This is a genomic window from Exiguobacterium sp. UBA3968 (assembly GCF_002385115.1).
Classification (GTDB): domain Bacteria; phylum Bacillota; class Bacilli; order Exiguobacteriales; family Exiguobacteriaceae; genus Exiguobacterium_A.
The window spans coordinates 205,159-223,299 of sequence record NZ_DGCW01000008.1 but is presented as its reverse complement, the minus strand read 5'-3'; the positions used below and the strand labels follow the sequence as shown (position 1 = coordinate 223,299).

Annotated in this window: 18 protein-coding genes, 1 rRNA gene and 1 riboswitch; all 19 genes read left to right on the top strand. The window is 50.1% G+C overall.

Annotated elements, in window-relative coordinates:
- Positions 1-3: 3 nt before the first annotated feature.
- A 5S ribosomal RNA gene (gene rrf, locus B3S86_RS15015) occupies positions 4-119 on the top strand.
- A 99-nt stretch (positions 120-218) separates the two neighbouring features.
- The gene (locus B3S86_RS15010) at positions 219-416 is read left to right on the top strand and encodes an NETI motif-containing protein (protein WP_023467064.1); all 198 of its coding nucleotides are present in this window, start codon (positions 219-221) and stop codon (positions 414-416) included.
- Between the two features lie 208 nt (positions 417-624).
- Positions 625-726, top strand: a riboswitch (purine riboswitch).
- Between the two features lie 89 nt (positions 727-815).
- Entirely contained in the window at positions 816-1,307 is a 492-nt protein-coding gene (gene purE, locus B3S86_RS15005) for a 5-(carboxyamino)imidazole ribonucleotide mutase (RefSeq protein ID WP_290754229.1), read from the top strand.
- On the top strand, positions 1,304-2,407 hold the full coding sequence (purK, locus tag B3S86_RS15000) for a 5-(carboxyamino)imidazole ribonucleotide synthase (protein ID WP_290754227.1): 1,104 nt from the start codon (positions 1,304-1,306) through the stop codon (positions 2,405-2,407). Before purE ends, purK begins: the two co-directional genes overlap by 4 nt.
- Entirely contained in the window at positions 2,404-3,699 is a 1,296-nt protein-coding gene (purB, locus tag B3S86_RS14995; protein WP_035398969.1) for an adenylosuccinate lyase, read from the top strand. The genes purK and purB overlap by 4 nt, the downstream gene beginning before the upstream one ends.
- 59 nt (positions 3,700-3,758) lie before the next feature.
- Positions 3,759-4,466 carry a phosphoribosylaminoimidazolesuccinocarboxamide synthase gene (gene purC / locus B3S86_RS14990; RefSeq protein ID WP_290754225.1) on the top strand — a complete coding sequence of 236 codons (708 nt, stop codon included), beginning with the start codon at positions 3,759-3,761 and terminating at the stop codon, positions 4,464-4,466.
- Positions 4,463-4,711 carry a phosphoribosylformylglycinamidine synthase subunit PurS gene (gene purS / locus B3S86_RS14985; RefSeq protein ID WP_023467069.1) on the top strand — a complete coding sequence of 83 codons (249 nt, stop codon included), beginning with the start codon at positions 4,463-4,465 and terminating at the stop codon, positions 4,709-4,711. Before purC ends, purS begins: the two co-directional genes overlap by 4 nt.
- Complete coding sequence (gene purQ / locus B3S86_RS14980; RefSeq protein ID WP_035412283.1) at positions 4,708-5,391, top strand: phosphoribosylformylglycinamidine synthase subunit PurQ; 684 nt, start codon at positions 4,708-4,710, stop codon at positions 5,389-5,391. Before purS ends, purQ begins: the two co-directional genes overlap by 4 nt.
- Positions 5,372-7,591, top strand: a complete 2,220-nt coding sequence (gene purL / locus B3S86_RS14975; protein WP_290754223.1) for a phosphoribosylformylglycinamidine synthase subunit PurL — start codon at positions 5,372-5,374, stop codon at positions 7,589-7,591. Before purQ ends, purL begins: the two co-directional genes overlap by 20 nt.
- The gene (purF, locus tag B3S86_RS14970) at positions 7,567-8,976 is read left to right on the top strand and encodes an amidophosphoribosyltransferase (RefSeq protein ID WP_290754221.1); all 1,410 of its coding nucleotides are present in this window, start codon (positions 7,567-7,569) and stop codon (positions 8,974-8,976) included. Before purL ends, purF begins: the two co-directional genes overlap by 25 nt.
- Before the next feature lie 16 nt (positions 8,977-8,992).
- Positions 8,993-10,027, top strand: coding sequence for a phosphoribosylformylglycinamidine cyclo-ligase (purM, locus tag B3S86_RS14965; RefSeq protein ID WP_035412289.1), 1,035 nt, complete (start codon positions 8,993-8,995; stop codon positions 10,025-10,027).
- Complete coding sequence (gene purN, locus B3S86_RS14960) at positions 10,024-10,599, top strand: phosphoribosylglycinamide formyltransferase (protein ID WP_290754220.1); 576 nt, start codon at positions 10,024-10,026, stop codon at positions 10,597-10,599. Before purM ends, purN begins: the two co-directional genes overlap by 4 nt.
- On the top strand, positions 10,596-12,116 hold the full coding sequence (gene purH / locus B3S86_RS14955; RefSeq protein ID WP_290754219.1) for a bifunctional phosphoribosylaminoimidazolecarboxamide formyltransferase/IMP cyclohydrolase: 1,521 nt from the start codon (positions 10,596-10,598) through the stop codon (positions 12,114-12,116). Before purN ends, purH begins: the two co-directional genes overlap by 4 nt.
- A 15-nt stretch (positions 12,117-12,131) precedes the next feature.
- The gene (purD, locus tag B3S86_RS14950; RefSeq protein WP_214856360.1) at positions 12,132-13,394 is read left to right on the top strand and encodes a phosphoribosylamine--glycine ligase; all 1,263 of its coding nucleotides are present in this window, start codon (positions 12,132-12,134) and stop codon (positions 13,392-13,394) included.
- A 211-nt stretch (positions 13,395-13,605) separates the two neighbouring features.
- Complete coding sequence (locus B3S86_RS14945; RefSeq protein ID WP_290754218.1) at positions 13,606-15,345, top strand: adenine deaminase C-terminal domain-containing protein; 1,740 nt, start codon at positions 13,606-13,608, stop codon at positions 15,343-15,345.
- Positions 15,346-15,413: 68 nt separating this feature from the next.
- Complete coding sequence (locus tag B3S86_RS14940) at positions 15,414-15,728, top strand: YerC/YecD family TrpR-related protein (RefSeq protein ID WP_023467078.1); 315 nt, start codon at positions 15,414-15,416, stop codon at positions 15,726-15,728.
- 37 nt (positions 15,729-15,765) lie between these two features.
- Positions 15,766-17,145: a TrkH family potassium uptake protein gene (locus B3S86_RS14935; protein ID WP_056063401.1), complete on the top strand. Its 1,380-nt coding sequence runs from the start codon at positions 15,766-15,768 to the stop codon at positions 17,143-17,145.
- A gap of 12 nt (positions 17,146-17,157) precedes the next feature.
- A complete protein-coding gene (locus B3S86_RS14930) occupies positions 17,158-17,382 on the top strand; it encodes a hypothetical protein (protein WP_290754217.1) in 225 nt (74 codons plus the stop codon).
- Positions 17,383-17,456: 74 nt separating this feature from the next.
- A complete protein-coding gene (locus B3S86_RS14925; protein ID WP_035412748.1) occupies positions 17,457-18,140 on the top strand; it encodes a heptaprenylglyceryl phosphate synthase in 684 nt (227 codons plus the stop codon).
- Position 18,141 lies beyond the last annotated feature (1 nt).

The window sequence follows — 18,141 nt, the reverse complement described above, 5'->3', positions numbered from 1 at the left end:
TCGTCTGGTGACGATAGCCAAGTGGTCACACCCGTTCCCATGCCGAACACGGAAGTTAAGCACTTGAACGCCGAAAGTAGTTGGGGGCTTCCCCCTGTGAGGATAGGACGTTGCCAGGCAAACGGTGGTTCTGGAGCATACGCTCAAGGGCCGCCGCTTTTTTGTGTCTTTTTGTAGAAAGACACGTATCCATTTTAATGAAGGGACTGAACAGGGATATGGCGAAAAAAACGAAACTACGTGTAGCCGTCGAAGAGAACGAGACGATTGGTGCTTGTTTGGATCGTATCGATGCCATGGGATACCGCCCGACGGTCCGACGAGAAGAACCGATCTTTGGATTAGACGCTAATGGCGAACCGTATCCAATTCGTCAACAAATCGTCTTCGATTGTAAAGTGAAAGAGAATGAGTAACTGCCTAGAGCATCCTCCGATTCATGTGGAGGGTGCTCTTTTCGTTCTTGATTCCATGTGATGCCTTTCAAGAAAATAAACTCCGAATGGACAATCGATGAAATCAGAAAAACCGCTTTTAAAACCGAACGATAAATTTTCAGATAATTAAATTGTTCGCCTTTGGTTGACGCCTTGGGATGGACTTGTTAAGATGAAGTCGTGACAGGATGATTGAATATAAACACCTCGTATAATAGCAGGGATATGGCTTGCAAGTTTCTACCCAACGACCCTAAATCGTTGGACTATGGGGTATATGGATGTTCGTCGATATTTCTTTGGCGTACCTTTTTATACCCTAAGCCACCCTTTTAGCCGTGGTTTGGGCTTTTTTTATGCACAAAGGAGGAAACAGCGATGGGAAATGTAGAAGTCGGCGTCATCATGGGAAGTCAATCGGATTGGGAAACGATGAAACATACATGCGATGTGTTGGAGCAACTTGAGATTCCGTATGAAAAAAAAGTCGTCTCCGCACACCGGACACCGGATCTGATGTTTCGTTATGCTGAATCAGCACGTGAACGAGGACTGAAGGTCATTATTGCCGGTGCAGGCGGTGCCGCTCATCTACCAGGCATGGTCGCCGCTAAAACGACATTACCCGTCATCGGTGTTCCTGTGAAGAGTAAAGCGCTCCAAGGAATTGATTCCTTGCTCTCGATTGTTCAAATGCCAGGTGGTGTACCGGTTGCAACAGTCGCGATTGGAGAAGCAGGCGCAAAAAACGCTGGATTGCTAGCCGCTCAAATTCTGTCGATTCAAGATGAACGACTTGCCCGTAAGCTCGATCATATGCGTGTTGAACTCGAAGGGGACGTCATTGCATCTGGAGGGAACCTACTATGAAGCGAATCGGAATATTAGGTGGAGGTCAACTCGGTCGAATGATGGCACTGTCCGCCCGTGAGATGGGCTTTGAGATTCTGACGCTTGATCCAACAGACAACGCACCGTGTGCGCAAGTGGCGGATCAACACATTCAGGCAGCTTTCACGGATATTGAAGCAGCGAAGCAACTTACAGCTGAATCGGATGTCGTCACCTACGAATTCGAGAATATCTCAACGGAAGTCGCTGAAGCGATCGGAACGAAACTGATTCACGGAACGAATCTCCTCTTTCAAACGCAACATCGGGTTCGAGAAAAAGAGATGATTGAACGCATCGGGCATTCCGTCGCTCCATACTATCCGGTGACAGATCCTGCTGACTTAGAGGAAGCGAAGCAACGACTCGGATTACCGTTCGTCTTGAAGACAGCACGATTCGGATACGACGGAAAAGGACAGACCGTCATTCGGACGGAAGAACAGTTCCAAGCGGCAATCGAACGATTCGAACCGACAGAGTATGTCGCGGAGCAGTGGTTACCGTTTGATCAGGAAATTTCCGTCATCGTGACGCGAAGCGCAACAGAAACACGCGTCTTCCCAGTCAGTGAGAACATTCATCGGGAAAATATCTTGCATCTATCGATCGTACCGGCTCGCATTTCGGAATCGCTCGAACAAGAAGCAATTGCGCTCGCTGAATCGATCGCGGATGCTGTCGGGTTGATCGGTACACTCGCCATCGAGTTGTTCGTCGTCGATTCTAGACTGATCGTCAATGAACTAGCACCCCGACCACACAATTCGGGTCACTATTCAATCGATGCTTGCGAAACATCCCAATTCGAGCAACATATCCGTGCCATCAGTGGTCTTCCACTCGGTGATACCCGTCTGACGACACCGGTCGTCATGGCGAACATCCTGGGTCAGCATGTCACAGCATTATACGAGGAACTGCCGAGACTGAACGCTCGGACGAAAGTTCACTTATATGGAAAAGCAGAAGCCAAGACAGGTCGCAAGATGGGACATTTAAACATCCTTGCGGACACGGTCGACGATGCTTTGGCAGAAGTCGAACGCCTGTCGATATGGAAGGAGACAGTTCAATGATCGAACGGTATACACGTCCTGAGATGAAAGCGATCTGGACCGAACAAAACAAATTCGAGGCTTGGTTAAAAGTCGAGATTCTTGCGTGTGAAGCATGGAGTGAACTAGGAGTCATCCCGAAAGAGGACGTTCAATTACTTTGGGACAATGCCTCTTTTGATGTCAACCGGATCCTTGAAATCGAACAAGAGACACGTCATGATGTCATCGCCTTTACGCGTGCTGTCTCTGAGACACTCGGAGAAGAACGTAAATGGGTTCATTACGGACTAACGTCAACGGACGTCGTCGATACAGCACTCTCATATCTGTTGAAGCAAGCAAATGACATTCTTGCTGCGGATCTCGATCGATTCATCGACATCTTAAAAGTCAAAGCGAACGAACATAAATATACGGTCATGATGGGACGAACGCATGGCGTACATGCAGAACCGACGACGTTCGGTCTGAAACTAGCGCTTTGGTACGAAGAGATGAAACGAAACAAAGTCCGTTTCGAAGCAGCACGTGAGACGGTCGAATACGGCAAGATGTCAGGAGCCGTCGGAACATTCGCGAATATCGATCCGTTCATTGAAAAATACGTCTGCGAAAAGTTAGGAACGAAACCAGCTCCAGTTTCCACACAGACGTTACAACGCGATCGTCATGCACACTATATGTCGACGCTTGCTCTGATCGCGACATCGATTGAAAAAATGGCAACGGAGATCCGAGGTCTACAAAAGACGGAAACGCGTGAAGTCGAAGAATTCTTCGCTAAAGGTCAAAAAGGATCATCGGCGATGCCGCACAAGCGGAATCCGATCGGCTCTGAGAACATGACAGGTCTTGCCCGAGTCATCCGTGGACACATGGTGACGGCGTACGAGAACGTCTCACTCTGGCACGAACGGGATATCTCGCACTCTTCGGCAGAACGCATCATTCTTCCGGACGCAACAGGACTGCTCAACTACATGTTGAACCGTTTCGGAAACATCGTGAAGAACTTGACGGTCTTCCCGGACAACATGAAGCGGAACATGGACCGGACGTTTGGGGTCATCTTCTCTGGACATGTCTTACTCGCTTTAATCGAAAAAGGCTGGTCGCGTGAAGCAGCGTATGATTTCGTTCAACCGCGTGCGATGCAGGCGTGGGAAGAGCAAATCATGTTCCGTGACTTATTGTGGCAAGAACAGGACATTCAACAGCTTTTCACAGAAGAAGAGCTTGATGCGTGTTTCGATCCGACGTACCATACGAGTCGTGTCGATGAAATTTTTGAACGGTGTGGCTTGAACTAATCAACCTGAGACGGGGCACTTGCCCCGTCTACATCTTAGGATCATGGGGGACGAAAGCGATGCAACCACTTTATGAAGGAAAAGCAAAACGATTGTACACGACGCAGGAGCAGGATGTGCTCCGGATCGTCTATAAAGACGAGGCCACGGCATTCAACGGCGAGAAAAAAGAAGTATTTGCTGGAAAAGGCGAATTGAACAACCGATTGACGAGTCATTTCTTTGAAATCCTCGAACAAGCGGGCATTCCGACACATTTCATTGAGCGTGTCTCGGAGCGCGAACAGCTCGTACGTCGTGTCACTATCATTCCACTCGAAGTCGTCGTCCGGAACGTCGTCGCAGGAAGCTTGAGTAAACGGCTCGGTATCGAAGAAGGTACGGTGCTCGAAACACCAATCGTTGAGTTCTACTATAAAGATGATACGTTAGGCGATCCACTCGTCACCTCATCGCACATCAATTTACTGAAGATTGCGACTTCTGAGGAGCTAGAAGAGCTGTCGGACAAAGCACTTCGCGTGAATGAAGTCTTGCAACCTTACTTCCGTCAAAACGGAATCACGTTGATTGATTTTAAATTGGAATACGGCAAGACGGCAGATGGAACGATTCTACTGGCTGATGAGATTTCACCTGATACATGCCGCCTGTGGGATCAGGAAACTGGAGAACATCTCGATAAAGATGTCTTCCGACGCAATATCGGTTCACTGACAGAGACTTACCAAACACTATTCAATCGCCTAGGGGGAAACACACAATGAAAAAAGTCATCGTATCGATCGCATTACGGGAAAGCATTTTAGATCCACAAGGAGTTGCTGTAAAAGGCGGATTGCAACAGCTTGGTTTTACGGGTGTCGAGAGTGTTCGAATCGGAAAACAGATTGAACTGCTCGTTGAAACGGAAACGACAGAAGCGATGATTCATGAGATGTGTCAAAAACTACTCGTTAACACGGTGATGGAAGATTATCAGATTACGATCGAAGAGGTGACGCCAGCATGAAGTTCGCGGTCATCGTCTTTCCGGGGTCGAACTGTGATTTAGATATGTACCATGCGGTTAAGGATGCGCTCGGAGAAGAAGCCGAATACGTCTTCCATACCGAAACATCACTTGAAGGCTACGATGGTGTCCTGTTACCAGGTGGATTTTCCTACGGAGATTACCTTCGTTGCGGGGCAATCGCACGCTTCTCACCGATTATGGAAGAGGTCAAACGTTTTGCAACAGAAGGAAAAACCGTCCTCGGTGTCTGTAACGGATTCCAGATTCTTGTCGAAGCGGGACTCTTACCAGGTGTCTTGCATCGAAATAACGGTTTGAAGTTCATGTGTCGGACGGTCGAACTGAAGGTTGAAAACACGAAGACACGGTTTACATCAGATTATCTGCCAGGCGAGACGATCTCGATTCCAATCGCACATGGCGAAGGAAACTACTACTGCGACGATGCGACTTACGCGATGCTCCAAACGAACGGGCAAATCGCCTTCACATATGTCGATAATCCGAACGGTTCGCGCGGCGATATCGCCGGGATCACGAATAAAGCTGGCAATGTTCTTGGGATGATGCCACACCCAGAACGAGCAGTCGAGCTATTGACTGGCGGAACAGATGGATTGAAACTCTTTACTTCACTCGTCAAACAGGGGGCACACCATGCTAAAACAACAGTCTGAACCAACACCAGAATTGATTCAAGAGCAACGCGTTTATGCCACGATGGGATTAAGTGATACGGAATACCAGATGGTCGTCGATTTACTCGGACGCCAACCGAACTATACGGAAACAGGATTGTTTTCGGTCATGTGGTCTGAGCATTGTTCATACAAGACATCTAAACCCGTCCTCCGTCAATTCCCGACGACTGGACCACGTGTCTTACAGGGACCGGGTGAAGGAGCAGGAGTCGTTGATATCGGTGATGAGCAGGCTGTCGTCTTTAAGATTGAAAGCCACAACCATCCATCCGCTGTTGAACCGTATCAAGGTGCTGCAACAGGCGTCGGCGGTATCATTCGTGACATCTTCTCGATGGGTGCGCGCCCAGTTGCGCTCATGAACTCGCTCCGCTTCGGTCATCTCGGTACACCACGTGTTAATCAACTGTTCGAACAAGTTGTTGCAGGGATCGCGGGGTATGGCAACTGTGTCGGTATTCCAACGATCGGTGGCGAAATCGGATTTGATCGTTCGTATGAAGGAAATCCACTCGTCAATGCGATGTGTATCGGTTTGATCAACCATGCCGATATTCAAAAAGGTCAGGCAAAAGGTGTCGGGAACTCAGTCATGTACGTCGGTGCAGCGACTGGGCGCGATGGTATTCATGGTGCGACATTTGCCTCGGAAGATCTCGGAGAAGATACGGAAGCAAAACGACCGGCTGTTCAAGTCGGCGATCCGTTCATGGAGAAGCTATTGATTGAAGCTTGTCTTGAGATCGTTGGTCATCCAGCACTGGTCGGGATGCAGGATATGGGCGCTGCTGGACTAACATCTTCTTCAGCAGAGATGGCTTCAAAAGCAGGCATGGGCATCGAGATGCACCTCGATGACGTCCCGCAACGGGAGACAGGGATGACAGCCTACGAAATGATGCTCTCAGAATCACAAGAGCGAATGTTACTCGTCGTCAAACGGGGGCGCGAAGCAGAGATTGAAGCAATCGTCAGCAAATGGGGGCTCCATGCCGTTCACGTCGGAGAAGTCATTGAAGAGAAAGTCTTACGGTTGATCCATCATGGGGATATCGTGGCGGAAGTTCCGGTTGACGCGTTAGCGGAAGAAGCACCAGTCTATGAAAAACCATCTCGCGTGCCTGCGTATTATGAAGAATTTCAAGCGATGGAAGAGACACTTCCAGTCGTCGAGGACATTGTTGAGACATGGCGAGCACTACTCCGTCAGCCGACGATCGCTTCAAAACGCTGGGTCTACGATCAGTACGATCATATGGTCCAGACATCGACGGTCGTCGCACCGGGATCAGATGCAGCCGTCATTCGTGTCCGTGGTACGAACAAGGCACTCGCCATGACGACCGACTGCAACAGTCGCTTCGTCTACTTGGATCCATATGTCGGTGGACAGATTGCCGTTGCAGAAGCAGCTCGTAATATCGTCGCGAGTGGGGCGACACCACTTGCCATCACGGATTGCCTGAACTTCGGAAATCCGGATAAACCAGAAGGCTTCTGGCAGTTGCAGCAAGCAACAGCCGGTATGGCAGAAGCATGTCGTGTCCTTGAGACACCTGTTATCGGTGGAAACGTCTCGCTCTACAATGAGTCAGCTGGTCAAGCGGTTCACCCGACACCGGTCGTCGGAATGGTCGGATTACACGAGCAAACCGAATGGATCACAACGCAACACGTCAAACAAGCAGGTGACCAGATTTATCTGTTAGGTGAAACAACAGCCGAGTTTGGTGGTAGTGAGCTTCAATATATGCAATTCGGTAAATCATTCGGTCGCGCACCACAAATCGATTTAGCAGTCGAACATGCACGCTTACAAGTGTTACAACAAGCAGTACAAGCAGGTGAAGTCAATGCGGTGCATGATGTATCAGAAGGTGGTCTCGCAATCGCCCTCGCTGAGATGACGTTTGGAACGAACTTTGGGTTGACGGTTCAGTTTGATGGACCAACGTTACATCTGTTCAGTGAATCGCAATCACGTTTCGTCGTCACTGTGCCACAAACGCACGTTGCAGCATTCGAACAACGGACCGGTGCTCAAGCGATCGGTGTCGTCACGAACGATGAGCTTCTTGTCATCGAGACGGCAGAGACACGGATCGAAGCAGACCGTTCGACCTTACAGGGAGACTGGGAAGGAGCAATCGCGTGTTATATGACATCAAAGGACTAAATGAGGAGTGTGGCGTCTTCGGGATCTTCGGACAACCGAATGCAGCGCAACTCGCTTACTACGGCTTGCATAGTTTGCAACACCGGGGACAGGAAGGGGCAGGCATCGTTACGAGTGACGGCGACGACCTCTTCCCGCACCGCGGGCAAGGATTGGTGACGGAAGTCTTTTCGGAAGAGATACTGACGAATCTTAAAGGACATCATGCGATCGGACACGTCCGGTATTCGACAGCAGGTGGAAACACACTTGAGAATACCCAACCGCTGCATTTCAAGTCGCGGACGGGAGATCTCGCTCTCGCACACAACGGGAACCTCGTCAACGCGGATTCACTGAAACATCTACTCGAAGCAGAAGGTGCAATCTTTCAGACGACGAGCGATACGGAAGTCGTCGCCCATCTCGTCAAACGCAGTAAGCTCGATACACTTGAAGACCGGATTGCCGACAGTCTCGCGCGTCTTGTCGGGGCATTTGCCTTCCTCTTTTTAACGGAAGATACGTTATTCGTGGCGGTTGATCCACACGGACTGCGTCCACTGTCACTCGGGAAGACACCGGACGGCGGCATCGTATTTGCGTCAGAGACATGTGCCTTTGATATCGTCGGTGCAGAGTTCATTCGTGATATCGAGCCGGGGGAGCTCGTGACGATCACAGAACACGGCATGTCGTCTCGTCAATACATGCAACCACGCGAACGAGCGATGTGTTCGATGGAATACATCTACTTCTCACGTCCAGATTCAATCATTGATGGTGTCAACGTCCATACGGCCCGGAAAGCACTCGGGAAAAAGATGTATGAAGAAGCACCGGTCGAAGCAGACGTCGTTACAGGGGTACCGGATTCCAGTATCTCGGCAGCGATCGGTTACGCGGAAGCGAGTGGTATTCCGTATGAAATGGGATTGATCAAGAATCGTTATGTCGGACGGACGTTCATCCAGCCGTCACAGGAGTTACGGGAACGTGGGGTCAAAATGAAGTTGTCTGCGTTACGCGGTGTCGTACAAGGGAAGCGTGTCATCATGGTCGATGATTCGATCGTCCGAGGAACGACGAGTCGCCGCATCGTCGGTTTATTACGTGAAGCCGGTGCAACGGAAGTTCATGTCCGTATCACGGCACCACCGATTACGAATCCATGTTATTACGGGATTGATACATCGTCAAAAGACGAGTTGATCTCTGCCCGGTTGATGCCGGAAGAAATCCGTCAAGAAATCGGTGCTGATTCACTTGAATTCCTAACTGTACCGGGTATGGTCGATGCAATCGACCGCCCGTTCGATGGACCATTAAAAGGACAATGTACCGCTTGCTTCACAGGAGAGTATCCGACACCGCTCGGTTCGCTCGAGTTAGAAGCTAAACTTTGATAGATGGGGGAAGAACATGAGCAAACATTACGAAGCAGCAGGTGTGAGTCTGACGGCAGGATATGAGTCCGTCACTCGAATGAAAAAACACGTCGCCCGTTCGATGCGCAAAGAAGTATTAACGGGACTCGGTAGCTTTGGTGCGATGTTCGACCTCAGCCAATTGCAGTTGAAAGAACCGGTCCTCGTCAGTGGGACAGACGGGGTCGGTACGAAACTCAAGCTTGCCTTCGCACTCGAACAACACGATACGATCGGAATCGACTGTGTTGCGATGTGTGTGAACGATATCATCGTCCAAGGTGCAGAACCACTTTATTTCCTCGACTACATCGCGCTCGGTCAGGCGATTCCAGCGAAGATCGAACGGATCGTCGCCGGTGTTGCTGAAGGATGTGTCCAAGCGGGCTGTACGTTGATTGGTGGTGAGACGGCAGAAATGCCAGGGATGTATGCGGATGGCGAATACGACATCGCTGGTTTTGCCGTCGGTGCCGTCGAGAAGCAAAAATTGATTACCGGTGACAAGGTCGCAGCAGGCGATGTCATTCTCGGTCTTGCTTCGTCCGGTGTCCATTCGAACGGCTTTTCACTTGTCCGTAAAATTGTCGCCGAGAGTGGCCTTAGCTACGAAGATGAAGTCATGATGCTCGGTCATACACTTGGTAATGCGCTTCTCATGCCGACACGTATCTACGTCGAAGCGGTCAAAGCTGCCCTTGAGACGGAAAAGATTCAAGCGATGGTCCATATTACAGGTGGCGGTTTCTACGAAAACGTACCACGCGTCTTGCCAGAGGGTCTTGGTGCATCGTTTGATCCGAAAAAGTGGCCGACGTTACCGGTCTTCGACTGGCTCGAGCAAGCAGGTGATCTGCCACGACATGACATGTATAATGTCTTCAACATGGGGATTGGTTTCATGTTGATCGTCAAACCGGAAGATGTCGCGGAAGTAACAGCACGCCTCGCTCGTGAAAATGAGACGGCGTACGTGATTGGTCACGTGACCGATCAAGAAGGTGTCCGGATTCAAGGGGTCGACGCATGAAGATCGCCTGTTTTGCATCAGGAAGCGGTAGTAATGTCGAAGCACTTTTTGAAGCAATCGAGGCAGGGACGTTACATGCCTCGATCGAACTGATCGTCTGCGACCAACCGGACGCAACAGTCATCGAGCGAGCAAAACGACGTGGATGTGACATCTTCGTCTTTCGAGCAAAGGACTATCCGGATAAACCGAGCTTTGAGCGGGAGATCATCGCTCGTCTTGAAGCAAAAGGTGTTGAACGGATCATCCTTGCCGGGTACATGCGTTTGATCGGGGAAGAGTTGCTCGGACGATACGCAGGGCGAATCGTCAACATTCATCCGTCGCTGCTTCCGGCGTTCCCGGGAAAAGATGCGATCGGACAAGCGTTTCGTGGCGGAGTTAAAATCACAGGTGTTACAATTCATATAGTCGATGAAGGAATGGACACAGGACCCATCATGGCTCAAGAAGCCGTTCGGATTACAAAAGAGATGACGCGTGAAACGTTGCAACAAGCGATTCAGCGTGTCGAACATAGACTGTATCCGCAAGTCATCGAAGAGTGGATGAAAGAGGAGGCAAACGTATGAGAGCGTTAATTAGTGTGTCGGATAAAACAGGGATCGTCGAACTAGGACGAGCGTTTCATGAAGCAGGGATCGAGCTTGTCTCGACAGGCGGAACACATCAAGCATTAGAGGAAGCTGGGCTTCCGGTCATTGGTATCAGTGAAGTCACACAATTCCCAGAGATGCTCGATGGACGTGTCAAGACACTTCATCCGATGGTCCACGGTGGACTACTTGGTCGTCGTGATCTTGAATCCCATCGCGAACAGATGGCTGCGCAACAGATTCAACCAATTGATTTCGTCGTCGTCAATTTGTATCCGTTCAAGCAGACAGTTTTACAAGAAGACGTTGCTTATGCGGATGCGATTGAGAACATCGATATCGGTGGTCCAAGCATGTTGCGATCTGCAGCGAAGAACCACGCGGCTGTGACGGTCGTCGTCGATCCAGCTGATTACGAAACAGTCGTTGCTGAGGTTCTTGAAGGTGGAACAACGTTTGAGACACGCCAACGTCTTGCAGCGAAAGCCTTCCGTCATACAGCGGCGTACGATGCGTTGATCGCGGATTATTTCTTGACGCAAACAGGCGAGAAGTTCCCGGACCAGTTGACGATCACGCTTGAGAAAGTCCAGGATCTCCGTTACGGAGAAAATCCACACCAAGAAGCAGCCTTTTATAAAACACCAATTTACCGTGGGGCTTCCCTCGCTTCAGCGAAACAGTTGCATGGTAAAGAGTTGTCGTATAACAACATCCAAGATGCGAACGCTGCACTCGAAATTCTCGACGAGTTCCGCGAAGCAGCAGCCGTCGTCGTCAAACACATGAACCCGTGTGGTGTTGCCGTCGGTCCAACGATCGGAGAGGCATTCCGTCGCGCGCATGCAGCCGATCCGGTTTCAATTTTCGGAGGCATCGTCGCCTTGAACCGTGAAGTCGACCTAGAGACAGCAGAACAACTAAGCGGTATCTTCCTTGAAATCATCATTGCCCCGTCCTTCACGGAAGAAGCCTTCGCCTTATTGTCAGCGAAAAAGAACATTCGTCTGCTTGAACTCGACGTCAAACGTGTTCAAGCGATCCGCTATACAGCAGTTGCCGGCGGTATGCTCGTCCAAGACAGTGACGATGAGACATTAGATGATGCAGCAGCACGTGTCGTGACAGACCGCAAACCGACAGCAGCGGAATGGGAAGATTTGAAACTCGCATGGCGCGCTGTCAAACACGTCAAGTCGAATGCGATCGTTCTCGCAAAAGACGAAGTAACCGTCGGTGTCGGTGCAGGACAGATGAACCGTGTTGGTTCAGCGAACATTGCAATCACGCAAGCTGGAGAAAAAGCGATCGGCGCGTCCCTTGCTTCCGATGCCTTCTTCCCAATGGGCGATACGGTCGAAGCGGCAGCAGCAGCTGGCATTACAGCAATCATTCAACCAGGCGGCTCGATTCGCGATCAAGAGTCGATCGATGCGTGTAACCAACACGGCATCACGATGGTCTTTACGAACGTTCGACATTTCAAACACTAAGCGGAGGCGATTTGAATGAAGGTATTGGTGATTGGTAAAGGAGGGCGTGAACACGCGCTCGTCTGGAAGCTGGCACAGGATGAACGGATCGAGACAGTGTATGCTGCGCCTGGGAATGCCGGGATGACACAAGCTACATGTGTTCCGATTGCCGAAAATGCCATCGATGAACTCGTGGCGTTCGCACAAGACGAACAGATTGATTGGACGATCGTCGGACCAGAAGGACCACTCGTTCTCGGGGTCGTTAACGCCTTTCAGGCAGCGGGACTGCAGGTTTTCGGACCGACACGGGAAGCTGCGGCAATCGAGGGAAGTAAGCAGTTCGCGAAGGAATTGATGGCGCGTGCCGGTATTCCGACCGCTGCTCACGCCGTCTTTACTTCAGCAGCAGAGGCAGAAGCGTATGTTCGCAAAGCGGGTGCACCGATTGTCATCAAAGCCGACGGACTCGCTGCCGGAAAAGGGGTCACGGTCGCAGAAACTGTGGACCAGGCACTTGCAGCGATCCACGATACGTTTGCCGGGGAATACGGGCAGCAAAGCCGCGTCGTCATCGAAGAGTGTTTGGTCGGGGAAGAGTGTTCGTTGATGGCGTTCGTCCACGAAGAGACGGTCATTCCGATGGTATTGTCGCAAGATCATAAACGGGCATTTGACGGTGACTTAGGTCCGAACACAGGAGGAATGGGCGCGTATTCACCGTTACCTCAGTGGGACGAGGCAGCGTTGACGACAGAAGCTGTTGATCGCATCATACAGCCGCTCGTCGATCAGATGGCAAGCGAAGGAATACCGTTCACTGGCTTCCTCTATGCCGGTCTGATGTTAACGAAACAAGGACCGTTCGTCATCGAGTTCAATGCTCGGTTCGGTGATCCGGAGACGGAAGTCATTCTCCCACGCTTAGAGACACCGTTACTTGATGTCATCAGACCACTGATGGACGGACAGACACCAGAAGTCGTTTGGACGGACCAAGCAGCTGTCGGTGTCGTCGTCGCTGCAGAAGGATATCCAGAAGCGCCAAAAACGGGACAAATGATTCCACTCGATCAGATCGGGGATGACCTTCTCGTTTTTCATGCCGGAACAGCAGAACAATCCGGTCAACTTGTCTCAGCCGGTGGACGTGTCCTCGTCTGTGTCAGTCGTGCAGAGACGATCGAGCAAGCTGTCGAACAGGTCTATGCGAACTTACCAGACGTGACGCATCAGCCATTCTTTTACCGAACTGATATCGCTCAAAAAGCCTTTCGTGCCTCACATGAATCATGATAGTTGAACCAGACGCACTCGACAGAGTCTCGTCTGGTTTTTTTATTTCTTGGCGAAGTGCACGAAAAGATTTGTCTTCCATGGCGAATTTGTGTTATTTTGACCAAATGAATCCGTAACGGGGCAAAACTTCTTGAAACTTACTTAGCAACATTTTAGTATAAGAACTATAAGAAAGCGTTTTCAATAAAATAAAGGAGGTCGAGCTTTCGTGAAAAAAAATTGTGGAAGATCCCCTTGGACGAAATCTGAAGTACGAACACACCAAGCGGTCATCAGCGGAAAGCTTGCACCGACACTTGTCATACAGAATGCCACTTACCTAAATCATGGTGTCAAAGCATGGCGGACGGCGAACATCTGGATCAGTGGCGACCGGATCGTCTATGTCGGTCCAGAGATGCCGGAACAAGCCGATGCCTACCATGATGCGACAGGTCAATATATCGTACCCGGTTACATTGAACCTCATGCCCATCCGTTTCAACTTTATAATCCAGCGAGTCTTGCAAAATTCGCAGCAGAGCGAGGAACATCGACCCTCGTCAACGACAACATGTTGTTATTATTAGAGCCGACGGAGCAAGCGTTTGCTCAAGTCGAGGCGCTAGCGGACTTACCGACCTCGATGTACTGGTGGGCACGACTCGACGCGCAGACCGAGCTTGATGCCGATAGTATCTCGATCGATAATCGCCGGATTCAAGCATGGCTTAAACATCCACAAGTCATCCAAGCGGGTGAGTTGACGGGATGGCCACGTCTCTCGCAAGGGGACGATGAACTGCTCCACTGGATGCAGGATGCGATCAAACTTGGAAAACCAATCGAAGGTCATTTCCCTGGTGCTTCAGCGAAGACGCTGACAAAGATGGCGCTGTATGGTGTGACGAGTGATCACGAGGCAATGACGGTCGAAGAAGCGATGACACGTCTTGAACTTGGTTATACGACGACGATTCGTTATTCATCGATTCGTCCGGATCTACCGGATATCTTTAAGGGGCTTGTCGAAGCGGGATTGACGCAGTTCGATAAGGTACTAGTGACAACAGATGGTTCGACACCGTCCTTTTATAAAGCGGGTATGATGGATGAGACGATCCGACTGATGCTCGAGGCAGGCATTCCGGTCGAAGAAGCATACCGGATTGCGTCATACAATGCAGCACGTCATTTTAATTTCGATCATCTACTCGGAAGTATCGCGCCAGGACGGATTGCACATCTCAATTTCCTTGAGGCAAAAGATGCTCCGACACCTATCGCTGTACTTGCACGCGGCATATGGGTCCGTCAAGCCGACATTCCATGTTACCCAGCCGAAGCGCTTGATGCTGCTTATGCCCTTATGCCACAATCAGAAGTCCAGATTTCCTTAACGGAGCAGGATTTTTCATTCAGCATGCCGGTTGGTCTTGAAATGGTCAATTCCGTCATCATGAAGCTCTATCAAGTCGAGCATGACACGAGTGTACCTATGCTACCAGCAGGTTGCGATGAATCCTTCCTGATGTTACTGGACCGCGAAGGGAAGTGGCGTTTGAATACCGTCTTGAAGAACTTTGCGACACAAGTCGGAGGTCTCGTCAGTTCGTACTCGATTAGTGGTGATATTTTGATGATCGGTAAATCAAAACGAGATATGCAAGTCGCGTTTGAGCGGATGAAAACATTTGGCGGTGGAATCGTTCTCGTCGAAGACGGAGAAGTCATCGCTGAAGTTCCATTGACCTTAATGGGGCAGACGTCCGACTTACCACTCGAGGATTTGATCGTTCAAGAAACCGCTTTACGGGAGGCATTATTTGCCCGTGGATATGCCTTTGAAGATCCGGTCTATACGTTGCTATTCCTAGCGTCTACACATCTACCATATGTGCGAATCACACCACAAGGTATTTACGAAGTCCTTCGGAAAAAAGTCCTTTTCCCGGCGATTTTGCGATGACGCTTGAATTTTAAAACGTCGCGCTTTAAACTATTAAAGAGCAATTGAATGGGAAAGGGAGTCACAAGATGCAACTCGATAAATTGCGTGGAAAAGAATTAGATCAGTTATTTACAGCCATCATGAAGATGGATTCATTAGAAGATTGTTATACGTTGTTCGAAGACTTAGCGACCGTCAACGAAATCCAGGCGCTCGCCCAACGTCTGGAAGTCGCACGTCAATTACGTGAAGGCAATACGTATCACAAAATCGAAAAGGCGACCGGTGCTTCAACAGCAACGATTTCGCGTGTCAAACGTTGCTTGAACTACGGTTCGGGCGGTTATGATCTGGCGCTTGCCCGCCTAGGTCTTATCGAGCAAGAAGTAGCGGATAACTAATGTTATCCGCTACTTTTATGAAGGGGGGCGTGTTACATTGGATTTTGCGTTACAACAAAGAATTCAACATTTCATTCGTAAGCTGACGCCTATCCAGTCGCTCGTCATCATCTACTTCGTTGCTGTCATCATTGGGATCATTCTGCTCGGCTTACCGTGGTCGACGAAAGGAAATTACGACTGGGACTTCACGGACCTTGTCTTCATGGCGGTCAGTTGTGTTAGTGTCACCGGTCTGACAACGGTCTCGGTTTCGGATACCTTTACGACGTTCGGGTACTTCATGATCATGATTTTAGTACAAGTCAGCGGGATTGGCTTGATGTCGCTTCATATCGCGATGTGGGTCATCCTCGGAAAACGAATTGGCTTCCGGGAGCGTCAGCTCGTCGTCCGAGATCAGAACCAGACGACGATGCAAGGTGTCGTCAAATACATTCGGGAAGTCATCTTGATCATCGTCTCGATTGAATTGATTGGTGCTTTGATTCTCGGGCTGTACTACACAAAGTATTTTCCGACGCTCGGAGAAGCGATGCTTCAAGGGTTGTTCGGATCGGTCAGTGCGACGACGAACGCCGGTTTTGATATCACGGGAGAATCGTTACTGCCGTTTCGCGGGGATTTGTTCGTCGTCTTCATGCAAATTCTGCTTTTGACGCTCGGCGCGATCGGTTTTCCGGTACTCGTTGAAGTCCGACGTTATATTTCCTACCGGGCGACACGTCAAGCGACACGTCAACCGTATCATTTTTCACTGTTCACGAAATTGACGGCGTCGACGTTCTTCATTCTCGTTCTCTTTGGAATGGTAGCACTACTACTATTCGAATGGAACCAATCCTTTAAAGGCTTACCAATCGATGAGAAGCTCGTCGACGCCTTGTTCCAATCCGTTACGACTCGTAACGGTGGATTGACGACGATCGATATCACGTCCTTCTCACAAGCCTCGATTTTTGTCTTGTCGCTCTTAATGTTCATCGGAGCGTCACCGTCTTCCGTTGGTGGGGGGATTCGAACGACGACGTTCGCCGTCGCTGTCTTGAGTGTCATCGCCTTCATACGAGGGGAATATGGTATCAAAATCTTCGGTCGTGAGATTGGTCAATCGGATATTTGGAAAGCCTTTGTCGTCATCGTCGTCTCGACTGGCGTGACGATGGTTGGATTGATCGTCTTGTTGATCGTTGAGGACGCGCCGTTCCTGGTGCTGTTCTTTGAAGCGTGTTCAGCGTTCGGTACGACCGGTCTATCGCTCGGCATCACGGATCAATTATCGGATATCGGAAAATGGACGTTGTCTGTGCTGATGTTCATTGGTCGAATCGGTGTCATCTCGTTCGTTCTTCTGTTGAAAGCGAACCAACCGAAACGTAACTACAACTATCCGAAGGAATCCGTCATTATCGGATAAGGAGGCTCTTGTATGAAACGTGCCTTTTGGATCAACTTCGCGTATATCTTTGCTGTGCCTGTCTTACCGTTTTTGGCGCTCGTCAATGGGCGAGCGCTCTGTTCGCCAGATTCACCGTTACTGGACGTTCCGGTACTCGGCTTCTTTTTGGCAGAACCGTGGGCATTCGTGCCGGTATATGCCGTCTTTGCGTTGTTACTGGCGTCAGTGTTGACGAAACGACGGACACACGTCTGACCATCTCGCTCTGCGCGAGATGGTTTTTTGTTTTATACTGAATGTGGAATGAGAAAGAGAGGATGGGACGAACCGTGTTATTACCTTTTAATGAATGGCGACATGTCTTTAAACTAGATCCAGCAAAACCAATTGATGATGCTAGCCTACAGGCGATTGCGACGTCCGGAACGGATGCGATTCTTGTCGGTGGAACAGATGACATCACACTCGATGCAACGCTTGATCTCTTAATGCGTTTGCGACGATATCCAGTCGCGGTGGCACTTGAGATTTCAGAACTCGAAGCCGCAACGATGGGATTCGATACGTATTTGACGCCGACGGTCCTGAATGCGGGAACATTAGAGTATGTCGTCGAAAAACAGGTCGAGGCATTAGAACAAGTCGGTCATATGCTGGCGCACGCTGATCTTGTCGGGGAAGGGTATATCGTCCTGAATCCTGATGCGAAGGTCGCGCGTGTGACACAAGCAAAGCCGTTAACGTTGGATGAAACCGTCGCTTACGCACAACTTGCGGATAGCGTCTTCCGCTTACCGGTCGTCTATCTCGAATACAGTGGCGTTTACGGGGAACCGGAACGAGTAGCAGCCGTTCGCGATGTGTTGAAGCAGGCACGCCTGTTTTACGGCGGCGGCATCGACTCCGAGGAGCGGGCGCGTGAGATGTTGCAGTATGCGGATACGATCGTCGTTGGGAACGTCATTTATGAGGATTTAAAAGCAGCGCTTGCGACCGTCGCAGCGACACGATAAA

What these genes read in the sequence shown, in the direction of transcription:
- B3S86_RS15010 (WP_023467064.1), top strand. Translation starts at nt 219, where the DNA reads ATGGCGAAAAAAACGAAACTACGTGTAGCCGTCGAAGAGAACGAGACG.
- purE (WP_290754229.1), top strand. Translation starts at nt 816, where the DNA reads ATGGGAAATGTAGAAGTCGGCGTCATCATGGGAAGTCAATCGGATTGG.
- purK (WP_290754227.1), top strand. Translation starts at nt 1,304, where the DNA reads ATGAAGCGAATCGGAATATTAGGTGGAGGTCAACTCGGTCGAATGATG.
- purB (WP_035398969.1), top strand. Translation starts at nt 2,404, where the DNA reads ATGATCGAACGGTATACACGTCCTGAGATGAAAGCGATCTGGACCGAA.
- purC (WP_290754225.1), top strand. Translation starts at nt 3,759, where the DNA reads ATGCAACCACTTTATGAAGGAAAAGCAAAACGATTGTACACGACGCAG.
- purS (WP_023467069.1), top strand. Translation starts at nt 4,463, where the DNA reads ATGAAAAAAGTCATCGTATCGATCGCATTACGGGAAAGCATTTTAGAT.
- purQ (WP_035412283.1), top strand. Translation starts at nt 4,708, where the DNA reads ATGAAGTTCGCGGTCATCGTCTTTCCGGGGTCGAACTGTGATTTAGAT.
- purL (WP_290754223.1), top strand. Translation starts at nt 5,372, where the DNA reads ATGCTAAAACAACAGTCTGAACCAACACCAGAATTGATTCAAGAGCAA.
- purM (WP_035412289.1), top strand. Translation starts at nt 8,993, where the DNA reads ATGAGCAAACATTACGAAGCAGCAGGTGTGAGTCTGACGGCAGGATAT.
- purN (WP_290754220.1), top strand. Translation starts at nt 10,024, where the DNA reads ATGAAGATCGCCTGTTTTGCATCAGGAAGCGGTAGTAATGTCGAAGCA.
- purH (WP_290754219.1), top strand. Translation starts at nt 10,596, where the DNA reads ATGAGAGCGTTAATTAGTGTGTCGGATAAAACAGGGATCGTCGAACTA.
- purD (WP_214856360.1), top strand. Translation starts at nt 12,132, where the DNA reads ATGAAGGTATTGGTGATTGGTAAAGGAGGGCGTGAACACGCGCTCGTC.
- B3S86_RS14940 (WP_023467078.1), top strand. Translation starts at nt 15,414, where the DNA reads ATGCAACTCGATAAATTGCGTGGAAAAGAATTAGATCAGTTATTTACA.
- B3S86_RS14930 (WP_290754217.1), top strand. Translation starts at nt 17,158, where the DNA reads ATGAAACGTGCCTTTTGGATCAACTTCGCGTATATCTTTGCTGTGCCT.